Below are 24,714 nucleotides of genomic sequence, written 5' to 3'. Positions count from 1 at the left end.
CCGGCGCGGCGCCTGCTCGCGTGTTCCTGCGAAAGCAGAAACCCAGGGTCGAGCAGCACCACGGCCGGCGGGATCCGAAACTTCCGGGCTGCTGCGTCCGCAGGAGCGCTGGCGGATCTGGCAACAGTCGCGGACCACTCCGGGACGGCGCGACGCCCGGCACCCGCCCGACCCCTTCCGGAGGTGCGCAGATGACCTTCCGCGGCGCCAGCTGATGCCCGCCCCGCGCGCCATCGCGCTGCGCACGCGGCTCTTGGTCGCGATGCTCGGGCCGTTGCTCGGCGTCGCGGTGCTGCTCGGCATCGCCGGCGCGGCGCTGATCGCCGACGTCGTCCGCCGCACCAACGATCGCGTGCTCGGCGGCGCGCTCGGCGCGATCGCCGAGACGGTGCAGGTCGAGCGCGGCGAGGTGACGCTCGATCTGCCGCCCGCCGCCTTCGGGATGCTGGAGAATGCCGAGCGCGACAACGTCTATTATCGCATCGCGGTCGGCGGCGATCTGCTCACCGGTTATGCCGATCTGCCCGCCCCCGCCCCCGATGCGCTGGCGATCGACCAGCCGCGCTTCCGCTTCGCGTACTATCGCGACCAGCGCATCCGCATCGCCGAGGTGCGTCGTGCGCTGCCCGGCATCGAGCGGCCGGTCGTCGTGCAGGTCGCCGAGACGCTCGACGGCCGCCGCGCGCTCAGCCGCCGGCTGATGATCGCATTGCTCGGCGGCGAGCTCGCGCTCGTCGGCATCGCGATGCTGCTGTTGCGCCCCGCGCTCGGCTGGAGCCTGCGTCCGCTCGCGCGGCTGCGCGGCGCGGTCGAGGCGCGCCAGGGCCCGGCCGCGCCCGACCTGTCGCCGATCGATGCCGGCCCGCTGCCGCTCGAACTGCGCCCGCTCGCCGACGCCTTCGACCGGCTGCTCGCCCAGCTCGACACCGCCACCGCGGCGACGCGCCGCTTCACCGCCGACGCCTCGCACCAGATGCGCACGCCGCTGTCGGTGCTCAAGGTGCAGATCGAGCTGGCCCGTCGCGGCTCGCGCGAGGCGCTCGACGAGATCGCCACCGCCGCCGCGCGCCTCGAACGGCTGCTGATCCAACTGCTGGCGCTCGCCCGTGCCGAAGAGGCGGGCGCCGCGCCGCCGCTCGAACGCGTCGACCTGCGCGAGGTCGCGGTGCGCGTGATCAGCCGCCGCATCGGCCAGGCGATCGACGCCGGCGTCGAACTGCAACTCGACGCCGATGCCGCTCCCGCCTGGGTGCACGGCCATCGCACCTTGCTGGTCGAGATCCTCAGCAACCTGATCGACAACGGCATCCGCTACAACCGGCACGGCGGCACCGTGACCGTCGTCATCCGTGAGATGGGTGACGCCGTCGTCCTCTCGGTACGCGACGACGGCCCCGGCATCGCCGCCGCCGACCGCGAGCGCGCGCTGGAGCGGTTCGTCCGCCTCGGCGACGGTCATGCGCCCGACGGCAGCGGGCTCGGCCTCGCCGTGGTGCGCTCTGCCGCGGCGCGGATCGGCGCGACGCTGCGGCTGGAGGACGCCGACCCGGGACTCGTCGTCATCCTCCGCCTCCCACGCTCCACGACAACATAGTAAATGGCAAATGAACCATCATTCAACTCACAATGGTTCGATCACTGCCGACATCCGGCGAGATGTCGCCTCGATAGGCCGAACAACATCTCACCGGTCGTAAAGTACAATTCCAGTTGCATTGTCAGGCGATTAGCTGCGATACTTGCGACATCAGACGAAATAGGTGGGAGAGCACGGTGCACGAGCCGCGCGTCAGTTCATGGTTCGATGCGTTCTCCGCCGAGAAGACGCGACAGCTTGCCGTGGATCGCAGCCGCGCCGTGACGTTGCGCGGCAGTACGGAGCTGACCCGCATCGTCGATGTCGTGCGCGATCACTATCGCCGACCCTATGCGGCGATCTCGATCATCGACAAACGCTCGCAGCTGCTGCTCGCCGAGCGCGGGCTGGGCATCACCGAGACCGCGCGCAGCACCGCCTTTTGCGCGGTGACGATCCAGCAGGGCGGCCGCGCGCTCGTCGTCCCCGATGCGCGCGAGGACGTCCGCTTCGCCGGGTTCGACAGCGTCACCCACGATCCCTTCGTCCGCTTCTACGCCGGCGTGGCGATCCATGATGCGGCCGGCATGGCGCTCGGCGCGATCTGCGTCGCCGACAGCGAGCCGCTGCGCGACGAGTTCGACCGTGCGCTGCTCGTCATGATGGCGCACGAGGCCGAGCGCGAGATCGCGGCCAGCGTACCGACGCCGGCCCCTGCCCCCACGCCATGGCGACTGCGCCTCGAACCCGAGGTCTGAGCCCGCCGTCGCTCAGTCGGTGAAGGGACAGCTGATCGACGGCCGGCCGGCAGTATCGAGCCGCCCGGCGAGCCGCCGCACGAAGCGCGGCACGCGCGCGCTGCGCACCGTCACGTCATACCAACCCTGCGATGCGGCGAGCGGCCAGCGCCACTGCCCCGCCCTTAACGGCAGCGCCTCCCCCGGCCGGTCGGCGCGCACGATCGTCAGCCCTGCCGCCGCCGCATCTGCCGGCACGACCGCCGACAGCGCGTCGCCATCCAATCGCCAGTCGAGGGCGATGGGCGGTTCGTCGCGGTGACCGGCGACGTGACGGTGGAAGCCGTTCGGCCCCAGCACCCACAGGTCGTACCGCCCCGCGGCATCATAGGCCCAATGACCGGCGAGCCCGCGCTCGCCGGCGACGGTATAGCGGCGTGGCGGCGCGTCGAGCGCCAATCGATCGTAGACATGGAACACCGCCCCCGCCCCGCCGCCAGCATCGAAGCGCAGCTGGACGCCGGCGGCATCGATCGTATCGGTCATGGCGAGGCGATAGGGCAATGGCCGTGACCGGCGCGTTCCCGGCTCCTGCCACAAGGCTTCCGCTCGCGCAGGCGCGTCCGGACGCACCTGCCGCGGCAGCGCCGCCGCCTGCGCGGCGTCGGGGCGCGGATCGGGTAGTTGCGCGAACGCGGCCGCATCAGCCGCGGTGAAGTCGAACGCCGAGGTGAGGTCGCCACATACCGCCCGCCGCCACGGCGAGATATTGGGCTCGTGAAACCCGAACCGCTGTTCGAGGAAGCGGATCACCGACGTATGGTCGAACACCTGGGAATTGACCCAGCCACCTCGGCTCCACGGCGACACCACGTACATCGGCACGCGCGGCCCCAGGCCATAGGGTCGGCCGCGGAAGGCCGGCAGGTCGACCGCCGCATCCCCGCGGCTCGGCACGTCGTGATAGGCGCCGGCCAGATCCACCGTCGAGCCGCCGAGCAGCGCCCCCGCCGTATTCCGCGAGGGGGGCGCCGGCGGCGGCACATGGTCGAAGAAGCCGTCATTCTCGTCGAACATCACGAACAGGGCGGTGCGCGCCCATACCGCGGGGTCGGCGGTCAGTGCGTCGAGCACCTCTGCGGTATAGGCTGCGCCCTGTGCCGGGCTCGACGGACCGGGATGCTCACTCCCCTGGGCGGTGGCGATCACGTAGCTCACCTGCGGTAACCGCCCGCCGACGACATCGGCGCGTAGCGCGTCGAGCCCGCGCGTGGTGAGCGCACGGTCCTTGAGCACCGGATCACCCGCACCGCGATGCGCCGCGCGAAAGGCTTCGAAGCCGACCAGCGGGTTGTCGGTGAAATTATCCGCCATGTCCTGATAGATACGCCAGTCGACACCATGCGCCTGCAGCCGCTCGACCCCCGTCGTCCAGCGATAGGGCTCGACGGCGCCGCCCTTCTCGGGGAAATCGTCGTGCGAATTGGCGATTGCCGGGCCGCCGTGCGTGCCGGCTGGATCGTTGGTGCCGCTCCACAGGAACAGACGATTGGTATTGGTGCCGGTCTGGACCGAGCAGTGATAGGCGTCGCACAGCGTGAACGCCTCGGCAAGCGCGAACTGGAAGGGGATGTCCTCGCGCCGGTAATGTCCCATCGCGCGCGGCGATTTGGCCTCGGGCCAATGCGCCATCCGCCCCTGATCCCACGCCGCCTGTGCGTCGGGCCAGCTATGTGGCGTGCCCTCCATCCGCATCAGCTCGAAGTCGCGCCGCGTCGCAAGGTGGAACGGCTCGACGACCCGCGCGCCGCCCGGCGCCTGGCGGTCGAGCTGTTGCCACACCGGCCGCGGCGTTCCCTCGCCGGCGAGCGGCGCCAGCGGGATCGGATACCGGTCGCCAAAGCCGCGCACCCCGCGCAGCGTACCGAAATAATGATCGAAGCCGCGGTTCTCCTGCATCAGGATGACGACATGCGCGACATCGGCGATCGAGCCGGTTCGCACGTCCGGCGCGAACCCTACCGCTCGCGCGATCGCCGGCGGCATCGCCGCCAGCGCGCCCAGTCCGGCCAACACTGCCCGCCGCGACACGTCCGTCATCGATTTCTCCACGCAGGATGCGCCGCCTCGCACGGCACATCCTGCTGATGCAAAGGTCAGAAGTCGAGCGTGAGCGACGCAGTCACGGTCCGTGGCGCCCCCAGGAAGGCAGAGCCGCCGTCTGCGCCGGCAAGGTAGCGCTCGTTGGTCAGGTTGCTCCCCTGCACGGTCAGTTCCATGCCCTTGAGCGGCTCGATCACCGCGCCCAGGTCGACGCCGACATAGGCGTTGAGCAGCGTGAAGCTCGGTGCCACCTGCTCGCCCTGCGTATCGACGAAACGGTCGCCGACGAACTTGGCGGCAGCGCCGGCCTTGAAGATCGAGCGGTGGTAATCCGCCGCCAGCACCCACATCGTCCGTGGCGAGTTGATCACCTGGCTGCCTGGGTCGATCCCGACATCCGCATCCTGCCGGGCATCGCCGGTGCCGATATAGACCGCATGATTGTAGGTGTAGCTGCCCGACAGTGCCAGCCCCACCGGCAGACGATAGGCGAGCGCCGCCTCGACGCCGCGGCTGCGAATGCCGCCGACGTTAAGATATACGCTGTCCTGCTGCTCCTGATAATCGATGCCCGTCACCAGATTCGACGAGATGGACACGATGTGGTTGGCGAACTTGATGTCGTAGGCAGTCAACGAAGCCTTGACCCGATTGCTGCTGTAGCGAACCCCGGCTTCGATGTTGTTCGCGGTTTCTGGTTTGATGCGCGTCACGGTTTCAGCCGGCTGGCTGAGCGGGCCGTTGCCGATCGCCGCGAAATTCTGCGAATAACCCGCGAACAGCTCCATTCCGGAGATCGGCGTCTGATAGGTAACGCCTGCGTTGATCAGCGGCTTAGAGTGCGAGTTCAGCGCGGTGTGCACCCGATCGTTGAGCAGCTCCTGACGGTCCTGGTGCAGGAAGAACTGCTTGACGCCGAACCGCGCGGTCACAGGACCATAGGTCAGCGCATCTTCCGCATAATACATCACCTCGTCGGTACCATAGTCGGTGCTGAACTGCTCGTAATAGGGCCGCGCATCGAAGGCGATGCCGAGCCGGGGATTGGTCAGCTTGTGCCAGTCGCGCACCTGATTGGCACGGTCATGCTCAAACCAGAAGCCGCCGCGCAGCACGTTGCTGAGGTCACCAAAGGCGTGCGTCCAGTCGACGTCGACCGTGGTCCCGAATCGGTCGTTCTTGTAATGCGTATGGCGATAGGATTGGACCGGCGTTGCATTCGCCGCGTAGCAGGATGGCGAGTATTCCGGGGGAATGCCCGCAGAGCCGGTGCAACCCGCAATCAGTGTTGCCGCAGCCCCGGTCGGGGTGACGAAATAGATATTGCCGAGCGGCGGGCCGCCTACCACGGTCGGCGCGCCCAGGAACTCGCTCTCCGGCTGGCCGGGGCCGTCATTACGCACATCGACCAGATAAGGCGGAATCCAGTCGCCGCGGCCGCGCATGCGGTGACCGTAACCCGCCACCACCAGCTTGAGCTCGCCCTGCTCCACCTTCGCCTTGAGATAGCCAAACAGGTTTTTGCGCAGCGCGCGTGCCCCGGCGCGATAGGCCTGATCGATATAGGGAATACCGGTCCAGCTGTCGGTATAGGCGTCATGCTCCGGATCGTTGCGGAACTGCGCGACCGAGACCGAACCGAATTCAGCCTCGTCGGCATCGTCGTAGGAAACGAAACCGGTGAGATCGACCTGCGCCACCCGGCTGAGCAGCTTGGCGTCGATGTGGTCACGCCGCGTCTTGCCCGCCCCGCCGATCCAATCGCGGACACGCGAAGTCGACGCGCTGACATAGCCGCGCGTATCCGGGGCGAACTCGCCGGTGTCGCCGCGCACGTAGAATTTGCGCGCCCCGAAGTCGCCGCCGGCCGCCGCAAAGCGCAGCCGCGAGCGCGCCTCCGGGTCGGAGGTGAGATAGTCGAGCGTGCCGCCCAGCGCCTCGTTGGAGCGCGACGAGATGTCCGCCGTTCCCTGCGACACCACCACGGTCTTGAGGTCGAGAACGTCGAGATAGCGGTTGGCGCGCGATCCGCCGCCATAGCCCGATCCGCCGTTGGGCAGGCCGTCGATCGTCGAGCCGATCTGCTGCCCACCGCCACCGCCGCTGCTGAAGCCGCGGATGCTGATCGAGGTCGCCCAGTCGGATGAGCCGAACGCATCGCCTTCGGAGACGAACACGCCGGGCAGTTCGTTGATGACGTCGTTCACACTCGACAGCGCCGACTGGCGCTCGATCATCGCCGGCGTAACCCGGGTATTGGCGAATGCGGTCGACTGGCCGACGACCACGATCTCGTCGCTGCCCCTGCCCGCCTCGTCCTTCCCGGCAACAGCGGCCGGCGGAGCGGCCTGGGTTTGCGCCTGGGCATGACTCGCCCCCGCCGCGATCGCCATGATCGCGGCGCCAACCATCCACTTCGTCATCATGTCTCCCTGCGAGCCGGAAGGCTCCGTCCGCGCCGTACCTGCGTCGGCGTCGCCAGCCCGCTAGCCGCGACCAATGACGAGATCGTGACACTCGCGATGGACCGATCGCGCGATCGATCGTGGCCTCTTACGAGACGAGGACCGCCTCAGAACCGGACGCCGGCCGCATGCAGTTGCGCCTCGGCGGCGTCGACGGTCGTGCCGTGTGCCAGCGGCATGGCGATGGAGCGCGTGTACGGCGTCCAGATCATCGCCTCGAACCCCTCGCGGCGCGCGTCGAGCGCCGACCAGGCCACGCAGAAGTCATAGGCCAGCCCGACGAACACGCAGCGCTGCACGCCGATGTCGCGGAGATAGCCGGCCAGCCCGGTCCGCGTCGTCTTGTCGTTCTCGAAGAAGGCCGAATAGGAATCGACGTCGGGATGATGGCCCTTGCGGACGATCACCTGCGCCCGGGCGACCGCCGCCGCGACCGCCGGATGGAAATCGGCCCCCGCCGATCCCTGGATGCAATGGTCCGGCCACAGCACCTGCTCGCCATAGGGCATGGCCACGATGTCGAATGGCTGATGGCCGGCATGACTGCTGGCGAAGGAGCTGTGCCCCGCGGGATGCCAGTCCTGCGTAACCACGACATGCGCGAACCGCGTCGCCAGCTCGGCGATCGGCGCCATCACCGCGTCGCCGTCTGCGACGGCAAGCCGCCCGCCGGGACAGAAGTCGATCTGCGGATCGACGATGACGAGCGCATCGGCGCTGTTCGGCGTGGCGGGCGCGGCAATCATGCCGGCATCTTACCGCGCCCGCACGGCGGGGCAACCGGCGCGACGCAGCAACGCCCTTGCCAAGGGTATTGCGAATCATTAGCAGCGCAGCACTAGCGAGGGTGCCGGGGGGCATTGTTCGCAACGATTGGGGGACATATGGTTCGCATCTCGCGATGTGCGGCCGGGAGCGCGCTCGGGCTGCTGTCGACCGCCTGTGCTTTGGCGCTGGCCACCCAGGCGCAGGCGCAGGACAGGGCGGCGCAGGACAAGCCGGCGCAGGACAGGGCAGCGCGGCCGGGCGACGGCGTGGCGGCCGACGACATCATCGTCACCGGCGAGAAGATCGACCGCACCTTGCAGGAGACGAGCACGGCGGTGACGGTGATCCGCGCCGTCGATCCGCAGGTATTCAAATCGCCCTATGACGTCGCCGCGGTAGTGCCGAACATGGTCGCGACCGCCGCCGACCTGCCGAGTATCCGCGGCGTCACCGGATCGGGCGCGGCGAGCGGCATCTTCACGCTGATGTCGGGCGCACGCCCCCGCGTCGCGACGATCGTCGACGGCATTGCCGAGACCTTCGCGGGGCAGCGTTATGCCGACGCCGGCATGTGGGACATCGCGCAGGTGGAGGTGCTGCGCGGGCCGCAATCGACGACGACCGGGCGCAACAGCCTGGGCGGCGCGATCATCCTCAACACCAAGGACCCGACCTGGAGCTGGGAGGGCGCCGCCCGCGCCGGCTTCGAGACCGAGCGCGGCACCGGCCTGCTCGCGGCGGCGCTGTCGGGGCCCCTGATCGCAGACCAGCTGGCGATCCGCCTCGCCGCCGACGGCACGCGCGGCAAGAGCTATATCCATTACGACGCCGGCACCGGTTTCCCGTTCGATCCGGCGCGGATCGAACGCACCAACCTGCGCGGCAAGCTGCTGTGGGTGCCCGCGGCGTTGCCCGGCTTCACCGCGCTGGTCACCGGCACCAAGCGCTGGAACAAGGGGGAATACCTCTATTCCGCCACCGGTCCGGACTTCTTCCGTTACCGCTGGGACAATCCGTTCCTCAACACCCGCACGAGCGATTCGAGCGTCGGAACCGTCGCGGTCGACCTCGGCTACACGCTGTCGCCGGGGGTCCGGGCGCGGCTGCTCTACGGCCATGGCTGGTTCGACGCGCAGTTCCGCCAGGCCAACCAGAACAATGCCGCCACGACGGCCGGCCAGCTCGACCTGACCGAGGGCAACAACACGGTCGAGGCGCGGCTCTCCTATGCTCCGGCGGGCAGCCGGGTGTCGGGGGTGATCGGCCTCTATCATTACGACCGGCACCAGGATCTGCGCTCGACCCTGGGCGTCAACGGGCCGGACCGGATCGCCACGCAGGCGGTCTATGTCGACGCGACGCTCGGGCTGGCGGCGCGGCTCGACCTGCTCGCCGGCGGCCGGGTCGAGCGCGAGACGCAGCGGCGCAACGTCGCGCTGTCCTGGGGCGTGGTCGACGGCCGCACCGCGCAGACGGTCGCGCTGCCCAAGCTGGGGCTGCGTTATGCGCTCAGCGACAGCACCAACGTCAGCGCGACGCTGCGCAAGGGCTACAGCCCCGGCGGCGGCGCGATCGACTGGATCACCGGGGACTATTACGTCTACGATCCGGAGACGGTATGGACCTACGAAGTCGGCTCGCGCACCGCGGTGGCGGGACGCAGGCTGACGCTCGGCACCACCGCCTTCCTCAACAGCTATCGCGGTTTCCAGACGCTGGTCGCCTCGACCTTCACCAATATTCCGCGCGCGCGCACTTATGGTGTGGAGTTGGAGGCGGGCTATCGGCCGTGGGCCGGGCTCGACCTCCACGCCAGCCTCGGCCTGCTCGCCAGCGACATCCGCGAGGCGCCCGCCGGCCATGCCGAGGTCGCCGGGCACCGGCTCAACAACGCGCCGTCCTTCACCGGATCGCTCGGCTGGGACCAGCATTTTGCCAGCGGGGTCCTGTTCGGCGCCGACGCCAATCGGGTCAGCCGCTACACGTCGCAGGTGGAAAGCGGCACCGGCATCGACGGCGGCGACTATACCGTGGTCAACGCGCACATCGGCTATGAGCACGCGGGATTCGGCATCCGCGCCTATGTTCGCAATCTCGGCGATGCGCACATCCTCTATTCGGCGCGCGTCAGCCGCGCCGGCGACGTCCAGGGCCAGGTCGGCCAGCCCCGCGCGTTCGGCGTGGCGGCCGACATGCACTGGTAGGCCCCCGCAAAATCCTGCGGCCGAAACGGCGGCTTCATGCGTTGGGGGTGCTGGGCGGTCGGTGTGGACCGCCGGGAGAGGATCATGAGCACGACCCTGACCGCGAAGTTCGAGACGCGGCGCGAAGCGGAGATGACGGTGGAACGGCTGGTCCAGCAGTTCGAGATTCCGCGCACCGACGTGTTCATCGCCGCCGACGGGCCGCAGAATACCGTCGGCACCGAGGAAGCCGGCTCCGACACCGAGGCGGGCGCGCCGAGCCCCGAAGGCCGCGACGACGGCCAGCATGCCGGCGCCGTCGTGGTGTCGGTCGACATCAACGACGCGACGCTCGCCGACGAGGTGAGGTCCGCCTTCGCCGAGTTCAACGCGGGGGACGTCACCGCAGCGTGACGACGGGCCGGCCGGGCAGCGTATGCCCGGCCGGCGCTCTGCCGGGATGTGCTTGCCGCCTGGCGCGCAGGACGTAAGATCGACGCGATCGATACGCCGGAACCACCGGCGAAGGTCTCGACAGGGGTTCCTCCATGCGTCTCGCTCTTGCCCTCCTGCTGCTGTCGGCGGCGCCGCCCGTGCAGGCCGATGCCGCCCCGCTGCAAAGCGCGCCTGCCCGCGCCACGGCGACCGCCGCGCAGGATGCGGCGCTGCTGCAGTTCCTCGACCGCGCCTTCGACGAGCAGCTCGATCTCAACCCGGAGGCGCAGACCCAACTCGGCCTCAAGACGCATCAGAACCGGCTCGGCGATTATACCGATGCCGGCGCGCGCCGCGAGCAGGCGCTCGCCGAACGCCAGCTCCAGGCGATGCGGGCACGCTTCCGCCCCGACCAGCTCGGCGAGAGCGCGCGGGTCAGCTACCGCCTGTTCGAATATCAGGTCGCGCGCGGGCGCGAATCGCTGCGCTTCCGCAAGTTGCGCTTTCCGGTCTCGACCACCGGCAGCCCAGCGGGCGACATTCCGGTGCTGCTGATCAACAACCACCGCATCGATACGCTCGCCGACGCGCGCGCCTATATCGCCCGCCTGCGTGATACCGAGCGGGTGATGGGTGAGGTCACTTCGCGGATGCGCGAGCAGGCGGCGGCCGGAATCGTGCCCAATTCCGTCAATTTCGCCCCAGCCCGCGCCGACGCCCGCGCGGTCGTCACCGGCGCGCCGTTCGATACCGGCGCCGATTCCACCCTGCTCGCCGACTTCCGCAAGAAGGTGGCGGCGCTCGACGTGCCGGCGGCGACGAAGACGCAGCTGATCGCCGAGGCCTCGGCGGCGCTGGCCGGGCCGTTCCGCCACGGCTACGACCTGCTGTTCGCGACGCTCGACGCGATCGAGCCGCTCGCCAAGGGCAATTTCGGCGCCTGGCATCTGCCCGACGGCGCCGAATATTACGCCGACCAGCTCAAGGGCGCCACGACCACCGATCTCACCGCCGAACAGATCCATGCGCTCGGCCTGCGTCAGGTCGCCGCGATCCGGCAGGAAATGGAGGCGATCAAGCGCGAGGTCGGCTTCACCGGCACGCTCGAACACTTCTTCGACCGTATCCGCACCGATCCGCAGTTCAAATATCCGAATACGGCGGCGGGGCGGCAGGCCTATCTGGGCGATGCGCGCGCGGTGATCGCCGCGGCGATGGCCGCCGCGCCGCGCTATTTCCGCGTCCTGCCCAAGGCGCTGCTGGAGGTGCGTGCGGTCGAGCCGTGGCGCGAGCGCACCGCATCGACCGCCTTCTACGATCCGCCCTCCGCCGACGGATCGCGCCCGGGCGTCTATTACGTCAATCTGGTCGACATGACGCAGACGCAGAAGGTGCAGGTCGCCGCGATCGCCGCGCATGAGGGGGCGCCCGGCCACCATTTCCAGATCGCGCGCCAGCAGGAGCTGACCGGCATCCCCAAGTTCCGCAAATATGGCGGCTACGGCGCCTATGTCGAAGGCTGGGGCCTGTATGCCGAGCGGCTCGGCGACGAGATGCGCCTCTACAAGGACCCCTATGCGCGGTTCGGCATGCTGTCGCTGCAGATGTGGCGGGCGATCCGGCTGGTGCTCGATACCGGTATCCACGCGCAGCGCTGGGACCGCGACGCCGCAATCGCCTATTTCCGCGCCAACAGCTCGGTGTCGGACACCGATATCGCGCGCGAGGTAGACCGCTATTTCAACTGGCCGGGCCAGGCGACCAGCTACATGGTCGGGCAATTGAGGATCAGCGAATTGCGCGCCAGGGCGCAACGCGCGCTGGGCGCCAGGTTCGACATCCGCGATTTCCACGAAGCGGTGCTCGAACAGGGCGCGCTGCCGCTCGACCTGCTCGACGAACAGGTCGACCGCTACATCGCCGCCAAACGCTAGGCGGCGCGGCGCTCGGTCAGGAACAGCAGGAACACGGCGGTCGTCAGCACCGCGCCGACGGTCGCGGTGGCGGTCCAGCCGCCGTGATCGTAGCTGATCGTCGCGAGCGTCGAGCCGAGCGCGCCGGCGAGGAAGACCATCGTCATATAGACCGAGTTGATCCGCCCGCGCGCTTCGGGCGCGATCGAGAAGAGCACACGCTGGCCGAGCACCTGGTTCATCTGCGTCGCGGCGTCGAGCACCACGGCGGCCAAGGCGAGCAGGATCAGCGCATGCGCCGCCCCCGCCCAGCCGGCGAGCAGGAAGGCGACGATCGCCGCCGCCAGCGCCCCCGCGGTGCCGGCACGGATATGGCCACGGTCGCCGAGCCGCCCCGCGATCGGCGCCGCCAGCGCCCCGCCCGCGCCGGCGAGCGCGAACAGCGCGATCCCCATCTGGCCCAGGCCGAAGCGCTGCGCGAGCAGCAGCGGCACCGTCGTCCAGAACAGGTTGAACACCGCGAACATCGTTGCCTGATAGGCGGTGCGGCGGCGGATCGCCGGGGTGCGGACGAGCAGCGACAGGCCCGACAGCAGCAGCGCGCCATAGCGCAGGTTCGGCCTGGGCCGGTGCTGCGGCACGGTGCGCGCGATCAGCACCGCGAGCAAGGCCATGGCGACCGCCGACACGCCGAAGATCGCGCGCCACCCCGCCACCGCCGCCAGGCCGTTGGCGAGCGGCCGGGCGAGCATGATGCCGGTGATCAGCCCGCCCATGATGTTGCCGACCACCTGCCCGCGACGCTGTTCGGGCGCGAGATGCGCGGCGAGCGGCACCATGATCTGCGCGCCGACTGAACAAAAGCCGGTGACGAACGAGAAGACGAGGAAGCTCATCGCCCCCGCCGCCGTCCAGGTGCCGACCAGCCCCAGGCAGGCGCCGACCGTCAGCAGCAGGATCAGCCGCTTGTTCTCGACCCGGTCGGCGAGCGAGACGACGAAGAACAGACCGGCGCCATAGCCGAGCTGGGTCAGCGTGACGACGAGCCCGGCGACGCCGCCGTGCAGGCCCAGCGCCGGCGCGATCGCGCCGATCAGCGCCTGCGCATAATAGAGGTTGGCGACCATCAGCCCGCAGGCAATCGCGAAGATGGCGGTGAGCCCCGGGCTGATCCCGGCATGGTCGGTCTGGCTGGTCATCGCCGCCGCTTACCGCCTCCCGCCGCGCACGTCGCGGGTCGATCGCCGGTGGATGCGCAGCCGCAACGCCATCGGCGGATCAGGCGCCCGCCACCCGGTCGACGATCTCGCGGATCGCCTCGCGCTGCAACGGCGCGCGGTCGATCGAATTGTGGATGCCGATCCCCTCGACCAGCGCGTCGAGCGCCCGTGCGGTGAGCGGATCGAAGAACCGCTCCAGCGCGGCGCGGCTGTCGTCCATCCAGCGCTGCATTACCGCCGACACCGGCGGATGGCGCGCGGCGAAGGCGTAGAGTTCGTAGCTGAGCAGCAGCGTGCGCGGCTCCGCCCACACCGATTCGGCGATGATGTCGACGATCGCCGCGCGCGCCGCATCGCGATCCGCCGCCTGCGCCAGTCGTGCCGCGAACGCCGCCGAGGATTGCGCCGCCAGTTGCAGGAAGGCGGTGGTCAGCAGCGCCTCCAGCGAGGCGAAATAATAGGTCACCGATCCCAGCGGCACCGCCGCGGCGGTGGCGATACGCCGGTGCGTCGTCGCCGCGACGCCATGCTCGGCGATCACCGCCAGCGTCGCGTCGACGATCCGCTGCCGGCGATCGGGGCCGGTCCGCTTGGGTTGACTGGATGGCACGCATTCTTCCTTTGCCAAGGATGTGTACATTTGTACATATGCCGGTGATTCACGGCGGCTGGTGCTGCCGTACCGCAGGAAAGGCCGACGATCATGTCCCAACCGCCCCCCACCCGCCGCACGATCCTCGGCGCCGCCGCGGCGCTTGCCGTACCGGCGAGCGCCATGGCCGCGGGTGCCGGTGCCGCGGTCGGCGAGGCGGCGGCGGTGCCGGCGCTCGGCCGCCGCGACGGGCGCTGGCTCAACCCGCCCCGGCAGTGGCGCGCCGATCGCGACGGCGACTTGACGATCGTCACCGATCGCGCGACCGATTTCTGGCGCGAGACGCATTACGGCTTCACGCGCGACAGCGGCCATTTCCTCGGCTTCCCCACCCCCGCCGCCTTCACCGCGCAACTGCGCATCCGCGGCGCCTATGAGACGCTCTACGACCAGGCCGGGATCATGGTGCGCGTCGACGAACGCCGCTGGGTCAAGGCCGGGATCGAGCTGTCGGACGGCGCGGCGATGCTGAGCAGCGTGCTGACCGACGGCCGCTCCGACTGGGCGACCGGCCGCTACACCGGCAACCCCGCCGACTTCTGGATGCGCGCCACCGTCGCCAAAGGCGTGCTGCGGTTGCAGGTCTCCGCCGATGGCCACCACTGGCCGCTCGTCCGCCTCGCTCCCTTCCCGGTCGCCGCCGCCTATCGCGTCGGGCCGATGGCCTGTACCCCGGAGCGCAGCGGCCTGCGCGTGCGCGTCTCCGATCTCACCATCGGGGCGCCGCTCGGCAAAGACCTCCACGACCTGAGCTGAGACGATGACCGAGAAAGAGAAGATGCTGGCGGGCGAGCTCTACACCGCCGACGATCCCGTCATCGCCGCCGATTCGGCCCGTGCGGCGCAATGGATGGCCCGCTACAACCAGGCCGCCGCGGCAAGCCCGGCCGAACGCCACGCGCTGCTGGCCGAGGGGCTGGGCGCGGTCGGCCACGGCGTCACTGTACGGTCGCCCTTCCACTGCGACTATGGCTACAACATCCGGCTCGGCGACGGCGTGTTCCTCAATTTCGGCTGCGTCATCCTCGACGTGGTCGCGGTCGAGATCGGCGCGGGTACGCAGATCGGGCCGGGCGTGCAGATCCTGACCGCCGATCACCCGCGCGACCCGGCGGCGCGCGCCCGGATGCTCGAATTCGGACGGCCGATCCGCATCGGCGCCAATGTGTGGATCGGCGGCGGCGCGCTGATCCTGCCCGGCGTGACGATCGGCGACGATGCGATCATCGGCGCCGGCAGCGTCGTGACGCGCGACGTGCCCGCCGGCGCCACCGTCGCCGGCAATCCCGCCCGCGTGCTGCGCGCATGAGCGGCGTACCGACGCCCGACCGCACCAGCGCGGGCAAGACGCATTTCGAGGTGCTCGACGGCCTGCGCGGCACCGCGGCGCTGCTCGTAGTGGCGTTCCACATCCAGGGGATCGCGGTGCTGTTCGACGCGTCGCGGCTGATGCTGCCGCACGCCTATCTCGCGGTCGACTTCTTCTTCGCGCTGTCGGGCTTCGTCATCGCCTACGCCTATGACGATCGCTGGCCGCGGATGACGACGCGCGGCTTCCTGGCGCGGCGTCTCGCCCGGCTCCACCCGCTCGTCGTGCTCGGCGCGCTGCTCGGGCTGGCGAGCTACCTCTTCGATCCCTTCGCGGGTGGAAAGCAGGAGTCGTCCGCCGGCCTGATCGCGCTCGCCGCGGTCGCGGGGCTGCTCGCCCTGCCCTCGCTGCCGCTCGCCAACCGGCTCGGCGACAGCCATCCGCTCAATGCGCCCGCCTGGACGCTGTTTCAGGAGTATATCGCCAATCTCGCCTATGCGCTGGTGCTGCGCCGGCTCGGCCTGCGCGCGCTCGCGGCGGTCGCGCTCGTCGCTGCGCTCGTCTCGGCGGCGACCGCGCTGACGCTGGGGTCGTACGACACCGGCTGGGGCCTCGCCAATTTCTGGGGGGCACCGGTGCGGCTAACCTATCCCTTCGTCGCCGGCCTGTTGCTCTACCGGCTCGGCGACCGCCTGCCGCGGCTGCGGCTCGGCTTCGTGCCGCTCAGCATCGTGCTGGCGCTGGCCTTCGCCGCCCCGGTCTTTCCCGCGGTCGGCGCGCTCAAGCTCAACGGCGTCTACGAAGCGGCCTGCGTGCTGCTGCTCTTTCCGGCGATCATCGTCGCCGGCCGTCATTCCAGCGGCGGCCCGCGCGCGGTGGCGCTCTGCAAACAGGCGGGGCGCCTCTCCTACCCGATCTACGTCACCCATTATCCCTTCGTGTATCTCTACATGAATTGGATCGCCGACCGCCATGGACCGGCCTGGGTGACCGCGGTGGTCGCGGTGGCGCTGTTCGTCTTCACCATCCTGTTCGCCGCCGCCGCCCATGCCTTCTGGGACGTGCCGATCCGCCGGTGGCTGCAGCAGCGCCTGCCGGCCGCCTGAGGGGATATTCGGCACGGTCGCTGCCGCCGAGGAACGATCGCCGCCGCGCATCGCTTGTCCTGCATGCCCGCGGCGTACACCGCGGCCACGACCAAGGATGACATGATGAGCGACAAGGTCCCCACCCCCGTCAGCGGCAATCCGGCGAGCAAGGGCGCGCCCGACGGCGTCTCGGGCGTTCCCGGCGGCAGCGACCAGCGCGAGATCCACGGCCGCAGCGCCGGCGGCGAGAGCGCGGGCGGCGCCTATCCCAATCCGCACACCGGCAAGGCGCCGACCGGCGGCGGCTTCATGGGTCATGGCGGCCAGACCGACATGGCCTATCACGGCAGCGGCCAGGCCGGCGAGGACGGCGCGAGCGTGCCCAATGCGGCGACCGGATCGCGCGAAGGCGCCGACCGCACCGACGGCGCCGGCGACACCGTACCTAGCCCCGACCGCAGGGATCACGATCTCGCCGGCACCGACGGGTCGGTCACCGCGACCGCCACCGACGGCGTCGCCGAGGCGGAAACCAGTGGCAAGATCGGCACCGACGCAAGCTACGAGGCCGAACAGCGCAAGCCCGGTGCCGGCTGACCACAGGTGGAGCGAAACGGGGCGGGGCGGGGCCGGGCGACCGGTTCGTCCCGGTTTGCGACAGCCGGTCGCGTCGGCACACATTGATCGGGATCAGTTTGGCCGCTCACCGGTTCTGGTCGTGATGCGATTGTGACAAGGCTCGGATATTGACGGATTTCCCCAGTCGTGGCGGCGAGATGGCGGCATTGATCGCCGGGCACGACTGGGCCGCTTCGCCGCTGGGGCCGCGCGACGGCTGGCCGCCGCACCTCCACGTCGTCACCGATGTCGTGCTGCAATCGCCGCTGCCGATGGCGCTGCTGTGGGGCGAGCACGGGCTGCTGATCTACAACGATCATTATGCGACGATCGCCGGCCGCTACCATCCCGCGATCCTCGGCCTGCCGGTGGTCGAGGCATGGCCTGAGGCCGCCGACTTCAACCGCGGCGTGCTGCGCGCGGGGCTGGCCGGCGAACACCTCACCTTTTCGCGTCAGGAGGTCACGCTCCACCGCGACGGCTTCCCGGCGCAGGCGTTCTTCAACCTGACCTATGCGCCGGTGCGCGATCCTGCCGGGACGCCCGCCGGCGTCCTCGCCGTCGTCATCGAGGTGACGCAGGCGGTGACGATGGAGCAGGAACTCGTCGCCGAGACGCACAGCCTCGAAACGCTCAACCGGATCGGCGCCGCGCTCGCCGCCGAACTCGATCTCGAACCGCTCGTGCAGATGGTGACCGATGCCGGCGTGACGCTGACCGGCGCCGCCTATGGCGCCTATTTCCACAATGAGATGGACGACAGCGGCGAGCGCCTCCACCTCTTCACGCTGTCCGGCGCCAGCCGCGCCGAGTTCGAGGGGCTGGGCAAACCGCGACCGACCGCGGTGTTCGCGCCGACCTTCCGTAACGAAGGCGTGCTGCGCTCCGACGATATCTGCCGCGACCCGCGCTACGGGCACAACGCGCCGCATGTCGGCCTGCCCGCGGGGCATCTGCCGGTGCGCAGCTATCTCGCGGCGCCGGTCGTCTCGCGCTCGGGCGAGGTGCTCGGCGGGCTGCTGTTCGGCCACCCCGAGCCCGGCCGCTTCCACGTCCGCCACGAACGGCTGCTGGTCGGCATCGCCGCACAGGCGGCGATCGCGATCGACAATGCCCGGCTGTTCGCCGCGGTGCAGGAGGTCAACGACACGCTCGAACGCCGCGTCGCCGAACGCAGCGAGGCGCTGACCCGCGCCCATGACGCCCTCCGCCAGGCGCAGAAGATGGAGACGCTGGGTCAGCTCACCGGTGGCATTGCACACGATTTCAACAACCTGCTCACCGTGATCCGCGGCTCTGCCGATCTGCTGCGGCGGCCGGGGCTCAACGAGGACCGGCGTGACCGCTATATCGAGGCGATCGCCCAGACCGCCGATCGCGCCAGCAAGCTGACCGGTCAGCTGCTCGCCTTCGCCCGCCGCTCGTCGCTCACCCCGCAGGTGTTCGATGTCGGCGACACGATCCGCGGGCTGACCGACATGATGGAGATGCTCGCCGGCGCGCTGATCGAGGTCGATCTCGATTTGCCCGACACCGCCTGTTTCGCCCATGCCGACGTCAGCCAGTTCGAGACCGCGATCGTCAACATGGCGGTCAACGCGCGCGACGCGATGGGTCAGGAGGGCCGGCTGACGATCGCGGTCGGCACCTGCGACCGTATCCCGCCGGTGCGCGGCCATGCCGCACGCGACGGCGACTTCCTCAAGGTGGCGATCACCGATACCGGCACCGGCATCCCGCCCGAGCATCTCGACCGCATCTTCGAACCCTTCTTCACGTCGAAGGGGGTCGGCCATGGCACCGGCCTTGGCCTGTCGCAGGTGTTCGGCTTCGCCAAGCAATCGGGCGGCGACGTGCTCGTTACCAGTCGGCTCGGCGAGGGCGCGACCTTCACGCTCTTCCTGCCGCGCGAGCGCGACGCCACTGCGGCGGAGGCCATGCCCGCGCCGGCCACCGGCACCGCCGGCGCGGCGCTGCGCATCCTGGTCGTCGAGGACAATCCGGAGGTCGGCACCTTCGCCACCACCGCGCTCACCGACCTCGGCCACGACATCGTGCTCGCGCGCAACGCCAAGGAGGCGCTCGGCCGGCTGGAATTCGACGGCGACGGCTTCGACGTCGTCTTCTCCGACGTGATGATGCCCGGCATGAACGGCATCGAACTGGCGCAGCTGATCCGCGGCCGGCTGCCGGCGCTGCCGGTGATCCTGACCAGCGGCTATAGCGAGATCCTGTCCAAAGAGGGCGCGGGTGCGTTCGAGCTGCTCCACAAACCCTATTCGATCGACGCGCTCAGCGCCGTCTTCGAGCGCGTCGCCCCGCTCCGCGCGGATCGCCCTGCCGACGGCCCGCCGCTCAGATCACCGCATCGATGACGAACCGCACGCCCTCGGTCGGATAGTCGATCGACGCGCGCCCGCGCACACGCTGCGCCAGCACGCGCGAGATCATGCGCGTGCCGAAGCCGGTGCGGGTCGGCGGCACCACGGGCGGGCCGCCGCTCTCCACCCACGAGAACCGGACGCGATGCGCGTCGTCGCCATCACCGCCGCCGCCATATTGCCAGCGCACCGCGACATGCCCGCCCGCCACCGACAGCGCGCCATATTTGGCGGCATTGGTCGCCAGTTCGTGCAGCGCCATCGACATCGCCAGCGTCACCGCCGGCGACAGCCGCACCTCCGGCCCGTCGATCGAGAAGACGCTGCCGGCGCGGTCCATGAACGGCATCAGCACGCGTTCGGCCACCTCGCCGAGCGCCGCGCCCTCCACCTCGTCGCGGACCAGCAGATCGTGCGCCGCGCCGAGGCTGGCGATCCGCCCGGCGATCGCATCCTGCGCCTCGGCGATCGAGCCGGCGTTGCGCAGCGTCTGGCTGACCACCGCGCCGACCGTCGCCAGCGTGTTCTTGACGCGATGCGTCAGTTCCTGCGCGAGCACGGCGCGATGCTCCTCGGCGAACTTGCGCGCGGTGATATCGGTCGAAAAGCCGATCATCGTCGCCGCAGCGGCGCCCGCACGGCGCATCACCTCGCCACGCGTCTGCACCCAGCGCAGCTCGCCGGCCGGGGTGATGATGCGATAGTCCTGCGCGCATTCCACCTGGCCGGCGATCGTCGCCTCGATCGCCGCCGCGACCGTCGCCATGTCGTCGGGATGCACAGCGCGGGTGAAATCGGCAAAGGTCAGCGGCTCTTCGGGTGTGCGGCCGAAGATCGCCTTGCACCCGGGCGACGCCTCCAGCGCCTGCGTCGCGATGTCGAAGCTCCAATAGCCCAGCCCGCCGGCGCGCAACGCGAGCTGCAGCTGCAACTCGCGCTCGGCCAGCGCCGCCTCCTGCACCGCGACCTCGACCTTCAGCGCGTCGCGATCCTCGCGCAGCTGGACCAGCTGGTCGCGTTCCAGCGTCACGTCGGTCTGCGACGCGACGAAATAGGCCAGCGCACCGTCGTCGCCGAACACCGGCGCGACCGTCAGCCGGTTCCAGAAGGCGCTGCCGTCGCGGCGGTGGTTGAGCAGGTCGATCTCGATCCGCCGCCGCGCCGCGATCGCCTCGCGCAGCCGCGCGACATCGGCCGGGTCGGTGTCCGGCCCCTGCAGGAAGCGGCAGTTGCGGCCGATCACCGCCTCGGCGGCATAGCCGGTCAGCCGCTCGAATGCGGCATTGACGTAGATGATGGGATCGTCGGGCAACGTCGGGTCGCTGACCGCCATCGGCAGCGTCGCATCGCGGAAACCGACGACCACCGGATCGGCGGCGGCGAGCCGTTGCGCGAAGGCATGGATCGACTGCCGCACGGCCGGGGCAGTGACGTCCGGCGCGCCTGCGTCGGGAGAGGAAGAGAAACGATCCAAGCGGGGTCCGCGCTATCTTATGATAAGCTTTCCAGCAATATCGGGAAAGCTCCAGGATGGGGCTTTGTCGCCGGGGTCAGAGCGGCGGCGTGCCGCGTACCGCATCGGCGAGGACGCCGCACCCCGCCGCCGCCTTGCCGACCTCCAGCGCCACCTTGGGGTCCTTGACCTCGCCGGCGACGCGCAGGAAGTCGCCGACCGTGAGCCGTCCCGGACTGGTGCCACCCTGCCGTGCCGCGCGTGCCGCCCGGCCGAGCTGCTGCAACTGGCTGAGCGACAGGTTGGCCGTGATCCGCTCGCCGACACATTGCGACTGGGCCGGCGCGAATCCGTAACCGGTCATCGCGGTGGCGATCTGCGCGGAGGGGCTGACGCAGCCGGCGACCAGCAGCGCAAGACCGCCGACATGCATCGACCGGCGGTAGATGAAACGATCGGTCATGGCGCTATCCCCCTGTCGCCGCACCTTTGTGTCGGCCGCCTGATTGTCCCGGATCACCGCCGCCAAGTCGACCGAAAAGAGGCGCGATTTCCGCCATTTCGGCCGGTATTCCTGCACTAGGCCATGGTGCTTTTGGCCCATTCGGAGGCGCGCGCGCCGGCCGCCCGGCGTCATCACCCGCGCCGGGCGGCCGCCCGTCGTGCGATTGACACCGGCCCTGCCTCGGGTTCAACTCGCCGCCATCCCATCTGCCCAGCCGGAGCCCTGATCCATGCGCCTCGTTCGTGCCGCCCTGTTGCTCGGGGCCGCGCTCCTGCCCCTCGCCGCGACTGCCCAGACCGCCAAGCCCGCCGCCCCCCGCGCCAACACCGCGACGGTCAAGCCGATCGCCTTTACCGAGCGGACGCTGGCCAACGGGCTGCGCGTCTATGCGCTGCATGACACCGGCACGCCCAACGTCGCGATACAGGTCTGGTACGATGTCGGCTCGAAGGACGATCCGCGCGGCCGGTCGGGCTTCGCGCACATGTTCGAACACCTCATGTTCAAGGCGACGCGCAACCTCGTCTCCGAACAGATGGATCGGCTGACCGAGGATGTCGGCGGCTATAACAACGCCTCGACCAACGACGATTTCACCAATTACTATGAGGTGGTCCCCGCCAACCACCTGCAACGCCTGCTGTTCGCCGAGGCCGATCGCATGGCGAGCCTCGTCGTCGAGCCGAAGAGCTTTGCCTCCGAGCGCGACGTGGTGAAGGAGGAATTGCGCCAGTCGACGCTCGCGCGGCCCTATGGCAAGCTGTTCTCCACCTATCTGTCGGCCGCCGCCTATACCGCGCATCCCTATGCGCGCTCGACGATCGGCAGCATCGAGAATCTGGAAGCCGCATCGATCGACGACGTCCGCGCTTTCCACGCCACGTATTACCGCCCCGACAATGCGATCCTCGTCGTCGCGGGCAATTTCGACCCGGCGCAGCTCGACGCCTGGGTCGACCAGTATTTCAGCAAGATCGCCAGGCCGTCGACGCCGATCCCGCGCGTCACCGTACAGGAACCGCCGCGCACCAAGGCGGTCGGCTACACCGTCTACGAACCCAATACGCCGCTGCCCGCGGTGATGATGAGCTGGCACGTCCCCGCCGATCGCGACGCCGACATTCCGGCGCTGACCGTGCTCAACACCATCCTGTCGACCGGCGAGAGCAGCCGGATGTACGAAAGCCTCGTCTATCGCGACCAGCTCGCGCAGGACGCCTCATCCTTCCTCGACAGCAAGCAGGGCACCGGCAACCTCATCGCCTATGCGATCCTCGCCGGCGGCAAGACGGTCGACCAGGGCGAGGCGGCGCTCAAGCGCGAGATCGCGCGCTTCCGCGATGCACCGGTCAGCGCCGCAGAACTCGCCGAGGCGAAGAACGAGATCCTCACCGCCGCGATCAAGAGCCGCGAGACCGCCGAGGGCAAGGCGCGCATCCTCGCCTCGTCGGTGATCATCGACGGCGATCCCCGCGCTGCCGACCGTCAGCTCGCCGCGATCGCGCAGGTCAGCGCCGCCGACGTCCAGCGCGTCGCGCGCAAGTACCTCGGCGAGAACCAGTCGGCGACGATCCGCTACCTGCCCGACACCGCCAAGCCCGCCGGGAAGGCCGGCGACACGATCGCCGTCGCCCCGACCGTGCAGACCGCGCCGCTCACCCCGCCGGCGCAGATCGCGGTGGTCACCCCGGCACCCGAGGGGCAGCGCGTCCAGCCCCCCGCGCCCGCCGCGCCAGTCAAGGCGGACCTGCCGCAGCCGGTCGAGACGCGTCTCGCCAACGGCCTGCGCGTCATCACCGTCGCGCGCCACGACCTGCCGATCGCCACCGCCTATCTCGTCGCCAGCGGCGGCCAGGCGCTCGATCCGGCCGGCCGCTCGGGGGTCAGCAGCCTCGCCGCCAGCCTGATGACCAAGGGCACGATCACCCGCTCGGCGACCGAGATCGCGCGTCAGGTCGAAAGCCTCGGCGGATCGATCGGCGCCGGCTCGGACAACGAGGGCGGCACCGTCTCGGTGACCGTCAAGTCGGACCAGCTCGCCCCGGCGATGACCATCCTCGCCGATGTCGCGACGCATCCGGTGTTCGCGCCCGACGAACTCGAACGCGCCCGCGCGCAGCAGGTCGATGCGATCACCGTCGCCTTCAAGAACCCGGCGCAGCTCGCCGCGATGGTCGCCGATCGCGCCGCCTTCGGCGCCTCGCCGTTCGGTGCGCCCGGCGGCGGCACCCCCGCCTCGCTCAAGGCGATCACCCGCGGCGACGTCACCGCCGCTTATGCACGCACCTGGCGCCCCGATCAGGCGACGCTGATCCTCGTCGGCGACGTCACGCCGGCACAGGCCAAGGCGCTCGCCGAGGCGCAGCTCGGCCAGTGGCGTGCGCCGACCACTGCCGCCCCGGTCGCCGCGCCGGTCGCCGCCTTCCCCGCACCGCGCACCATCGTCGTCGACATGCCCGGTGCGGGCCAGGCCGGCGTCGTCGTCGAACGCCCGGTGATCGCGCGCGCCGACGCGCGATATTATCCGCTGGCGGTCGCCAATACCGTGCTCGGCGGCGGCTTCTCGTCACGGCTCAACCAGGAGGTGCGGATCAAGCGCGGTCTCGCTTATGGCGCATCGAGCGGCGTCGACGCGGCGCGGACCATCGGCAGCTTCGCGGCGCGCACCCAGACCAAGAACCCGACCGCGGCGGAGGTGGTGACGCTGATCACCGCCGAGATGGCGCGGATGGGCGCGGCGCCGGTGCCCGAGGCGGAACTGGCGACGCGCAAGGCGGTGCTGGTCGGCAATTTCGGCCGCACCGTCGAGACGACCGGCGGCATCGCTGGCATCCTCGGCGAATATGTCCTCGACGCCGTGCCGCTCACCGAATTGCAGAGCTATACCAGCAAGGTCGAGGCGGTGACCCCCGCCGCGGTCCAGTCCGCCGCCGCCGCATTGCTCGACCCCAAAGCGGCGAGCGTCGCAATCGTCGGCGACGCCAAGCAGTTCATCACCCCGCTCAAGGCCGCGCGCCCCGACACGGAAACGCTGACCGAGGCGCAACTGAACCTCGACAGCCCGACGTTGAAATAGCGGCCGGCAGCCGGACCGCCGCTCGACGCCATCGCAAAAGGCGGCACGTCGAGGCCAAAGGTCGCCGGGCGCAAGCACCGACCCGATCGGACATAACGGATTGCGTCGGTCATGCGCGTCCCCGTCACCCCGGCCTTGTTCCGGGGTCCACCGGGCCGCAGGGGAGCGGCAGGACGCTCAAGCGGTTCTCCCCGCCGCGGGGTGGACCCCGGAACTAGTCCGGGGTGACGGA

At 69.9% G+C, this 24,714-nt stretch carries 18 protein-coding genes; 11 read left to right on the top strand and 7 right to left on the bottom strand.

Translation table 11 applies throughout. The features are described 5' to 3' along the window. The first annotated feature begins 214 nt into the window (after positions 1-214). On the top strand, positions 215-1,594 hold the full coding sequence (locus tag HD841_RS18140; RefSeq protein ID WP_179510293.1) for a sensor histidine kinase: 1,380 nt from the start codon (positions 215-217) through the stop codon (positions 1,592-1,594). Positions 1,595-1,773: 179 nt separating this feature from the next. After that, positions 1,774-2,334: a GAF domain-containing protein gene (locus HD841_RS18135; protein ID WP_179510292.1), complete on the top strand. Its 561-nt coding sequence runs from the start codon at positions 1,774-1,776 to the stop codon at positions 2,332-2,334. A 12-nt stretch (positions 2,335-2,346) separates the two neighbouring features. Here HD841_RS18135 and HD841_RS18130 read toward each other — a convergent pair whose 3' ends face one another. The 3 genes from HD841_RS18130 to HD841_RS18120 all read right to left on the bottom strand — a co-directional run bounded on the left by HD841_RS18130 (position 2,347) and on the right by HD841_RS18120 (position 7,627). Beyond that, positions 2,347-4,413: a phosphocholine-specific phospholipase C gene (locus HD841_RS18130; protein WP_179510291.1), complete on the bottom strand. Its 2,067-nt coding sequence runs from the start codon at positions 4,411-4,413 to the stop codon at positions 2,347-2,349. 56 nt (positions 4,414-4,469) lie between these two features. Next, entirely contained in the window at positions 4,470-6,839 is a 2,370-nt protein-coding gene (locus HD841_RS18125) for a TonB-dependent receptor (RefSeq protein ID WP_218845642.1), read from the bottom strand. A gap of 149 nt (positions 6,840-6,988) precedes the next feature. Beyond that, complete coding sequence (locus HD841_RS18120) at positions 6,989-7,627, bottom strand: nicotinamidase (RefSeq protein WP_179510289.1); 639 nt, start codon at positions 7,625-7,627, stop codon at positions 6,989-6,991. 138 nt (positions 7,628-7,765) lie between these two features. Between HD841_RS18120 and HD841_RS18115 the strand changes: the two genes are divergently transcribed. The 3 genes from HD841_RS18115 (at position 7,766) to HD841_RS18105 (ending at position 12,201) form a co-directional block, all read left to right on the top strand. Continuing rightward, complete coding sequence (locus HD841_RS18115) at positions 7,766-9,853, top strand: TonB-dependent receptor (RefSeq protein WP_179510288.1); 2,088 nt, start codon at positions 7,766-7,768, stop codon at positions 9,851-9,853. A gap of 84 nt (positions 9,854-9,937) precedes the next feature. After that, entirely contained in the window at positions 9,938-10,246 is a 309-nt protein-coding gene (locus tag HD841_RS18110; RefSeq protein ID WP_179510287.1) for a hypothetical protein, read from the top strand. 134 nt (positions 10,247-10,380) lie between these two features. Then, positions 10,381-12,201: a DUF885 domain-containing protein gene (locus HD841_RS18105; RefSeq protein ID WP_179510286.1), complete on the top strand. Its 1,821-nt coding sequence runs from the start codon at positions 10,381-10,383 to the stop codon at positions 12,199-12,201. On the opposite strand, the gene HD841_RS18100 is transcribed toward HD841_RS18105, so the two are convergent. Then, entirely contained in the window at positions 12,198-13,379 is a 1,182-nt protein-coding gene (locus tag HD841_RS18100; protein WP_179510285.1) for an MFS transporter, read from the bottom strand. The genes HD841_RS18105 and HD841_RS18100 overlap by 4 nt on opposite strands. 79 nt (positions 13,380-13,458) lie before the next feature. Beyond that, positions 13,459-14,010 carry a TetR/AcrR family transcriptional regulator gene (locus tag HD841_RS18095; RefSeq protein WP_218845641.1) on the bottom strand — a complete coding sequence of 184 codons (552 nt, stop codon included), beginning with the start codon at positions 14,008-14,010 and terminating at the stop codon, positions 13,459-13,461. Between the two features lie 93 nt (positions 14,011-14,103). Between HD841_RS18095 and HD841_RS18090 the strand changes: the two genes are divergently transcribed. The 5 genes from HD841_RS18090 to HD841_RS18070 all read left to right on the top strand — a co-directional run bounded on the left by HD841_RS18090 (position 14,104) and on the right by HD841_RS18070 (position 19,442). Next, positions 14,104-14,808, top strand: a complete 705-nt coding sequence (locus tag HD841_RS18090; protein WP_218845640.1) for a DUF1349 domain-containing protein — start codon at positions 14,104-14,106, stop codon at positions 14,806-14,808. A gap of 4 nt (positions 14,809-14,812) precedes the next feature. Further along, positions 14,813-15,361, top strand: coding sequence for a sugar O-acetyltransferase (locus HD841_RS18085; RefSeq protein ID WP_179510283.1), 549 nt, complete (start codon positions 14,813-14,815; stop codon positions 15,359-15,361). Further along, the gene (locus HD841_RS18080; RefSeq protein WP_179510282.1) at positions 15,358-16,467 is read left to right on the top strand and encodes an acyltransferase family protein; all 1,110 of its coding nucleotides are present in this window, start codon (positions 15,358-15,360) and stop codon (positions 16,465-16,467) included. The genes HD841_RS18085 and HD841_RS18080 overlap by 4 nt, the downstream gene beginning before the upstream one ends. Positions 16,468-16,572: 105 nt before the next feature. Beyond that, positions 16,573-17,046 carry a hypothetical protein gene (locus HD841_RS18075; protein ID WP_179510281.1) on the top strand — a complete coding sequence of 158 codons (474 nt, stop codon included), beginning with the start codon at positions 16,573-16,575 and terminating at the stop codon, positions 17,044-17,046. Between the two features lie 149 nt (positions 17,047-17,195). Continuing rightward, positions 17,196-19,442, top strand: coding sequence for a hybrid sensor histidine kinase/response regulator (locus tag HD841_RS18070; RefSeq protein WP_179510280.1), 2,247 nt, complete (start codon positions 17,196-17,198; stop codon positions 19,440-19,442). On the opposite strand, the gene HD841_RS18065 is transcribed toward HD841_RS18070, so the two are convergent. Together HD841_RS18065 and HD841_RS18060 are read right to left on the bottom strand one after the other, a co-directional pair. Then, positions 19,423-20,922 (bottom strand): PAS domain-containing protein, encoded by a 1,500-nt coding sequence (locus tag HD841_RS18065; RefSeq protein WP_257015755.1) that lies wholly within the window; start codon positions 20,920-20,922, stop codon positions 19,423-19,425. The two genes, HD841_RS18070 and HD841_RS18065, sit on opposite strands and share 20 nt — an antisense overlap. Positions 20,923-20,998: 76 nt before the next feature. Continuing rightward, positions 20,999-21,364 (bottom strand): hypothetical protein, encoded by a 366-nt coding sequence (locus HD841_RS18060; RefSeq protein WP_179510279.1) that lies wholly within the window; start codon positions 21,362-21,364, stop codon positions 20,999-21,001. Between the two features lie 271 nt (positions 21,365-21,635). Between HD841_RS18060 and HD841_RS18055 the strand changes: the two genes are divergently transcribed. After that, positions 21,636-24,482, top strand: coding sequence for a M16 family metallopeptidase (locus HD841_RS18055; protein WP_179510278.1), 2,847 nt, complete (start codon positions 21,636-21,638; stop codon positions 24,480-24,482). Positions 24,483-24,714 lie beyond the last annotated feature (232 nt).

It is taken from the genome of Sphingomonas melonis (assembly GCF_013409985.1).
Classification (GTDB): Bacteria; Pseudomonadota; Alphaproteobacteria; order Sphingomonadales; family Sphingomonadaceae; genus Sphingomonas; species Sphingomonas melonis_A.
Note: the sequence above shows the minus strand (reverse complement) of the source record. Positions and strands in the feature narration are given on the sequence as shown.

Excerpts from the sequence above, each read along its gene's own strand:
- HD841_RS18120 (WP_179510289.1), bottom strand. The coding sequence starts at position 7,627 with ATGATTGCCGCGCCCGCCACGCCGAACAGCGCCGATGCGCTCGTCATC.
- HD841_RS18105 (WP_179510286.1), top strand. The coding sequence starts at position 10,381 with ATGCGTCTCGCTCTTGCCCTCCTGCTGCTGTCGGCGGCGCCGCCCGTG.
- HD841_RS18090 (WP_218845640.1), top strand. The coding sequence starts at position 14,104 with ATGTCCCAACCGCCCCCCACCCGCCGCACGATCCTCGGCGCCGCCGCG.
- HD841_RS18075 (WP_179510281.1), top strand. The coding sequence starts at position 16,573 with ATGAGCGACAAGGTCCCCACCCCCGTCAGCGGCAATCCGGCGAGCAAG.
- HD841_RS18125 (WP_218845642.1), bottom strand. The coding sequence starts at position 6,839 with ATGACGAAGTGGATGGTTGGCGCCGCGATCATGGCGATCGCGGCGGGG.
- HD841_RS18060 (WP_179510279.1), bottom strand. The coding sequence starts at position 21,364 with ATGACCGATCGTTTCATCTACCGCCGGTCGATGCATGTCGGCGGTCTT.
- HD841_RS18055 (WP_179510278.1), top strand. The coding sequence starts at position 21,636 with ATGCGCCTCGTTCGTGCCGCCCTGTTGCTCGGGGCCGCGCTCCTGCCC.
- HD841_RS18130 (WP_179510291.1), bottom strand. The coding sequence starts at position 4,413 with ATGACGGACGTGTCGCGGCGGGCAGTGTTGGCCGGACTGGGCGCGCTG.
- HD841_RS18115 (WP_179510288.1), top strand. The coding sequence starts at position 7,766 with ATGGTTCGCATCTCGCGATGTGCGGCCGGGAGCGCGCTCGGGCTGCTG.
- HD841_RS18100 (WP_179510285.1), bottom strand. The coding sequence starts at position 13,379 with ATGACCAGCCAGACCGACCATGCCGGGATCAGCCCGGGGCTCACCGCC.
- HD841_RS18110 (WP_179510287.1), top strand. The coding sequence starts at position 9,938 with ATGAGCACGACCCTGACCGCGAAGTTCGAGACGCGGCGCGAAGCGGAG.
- HD841_RS18085 (WP_179510283.1), top strand. The coding sequence starts at position 14,813 with ATGACCGAGAAAGAGAAGATGCTGGCGGGCGAGCTCTACACCGCCGAC.
- HD841_RS18080 (WP_179510282.1), top strand. The coding sequence starts at position 15,358 with ATGAGCGGCGTACCGACGCCCGACCGCACCAGCGCGGGCAAGACGCAT.
- HD841_RS18140 (WP_179510293.1), top strand. The coding sequence starts at position 215 with ATGCCCGCCCCGCGCGCCATCGCGCTGCGCACGCGGCTCTTGGTCGCG.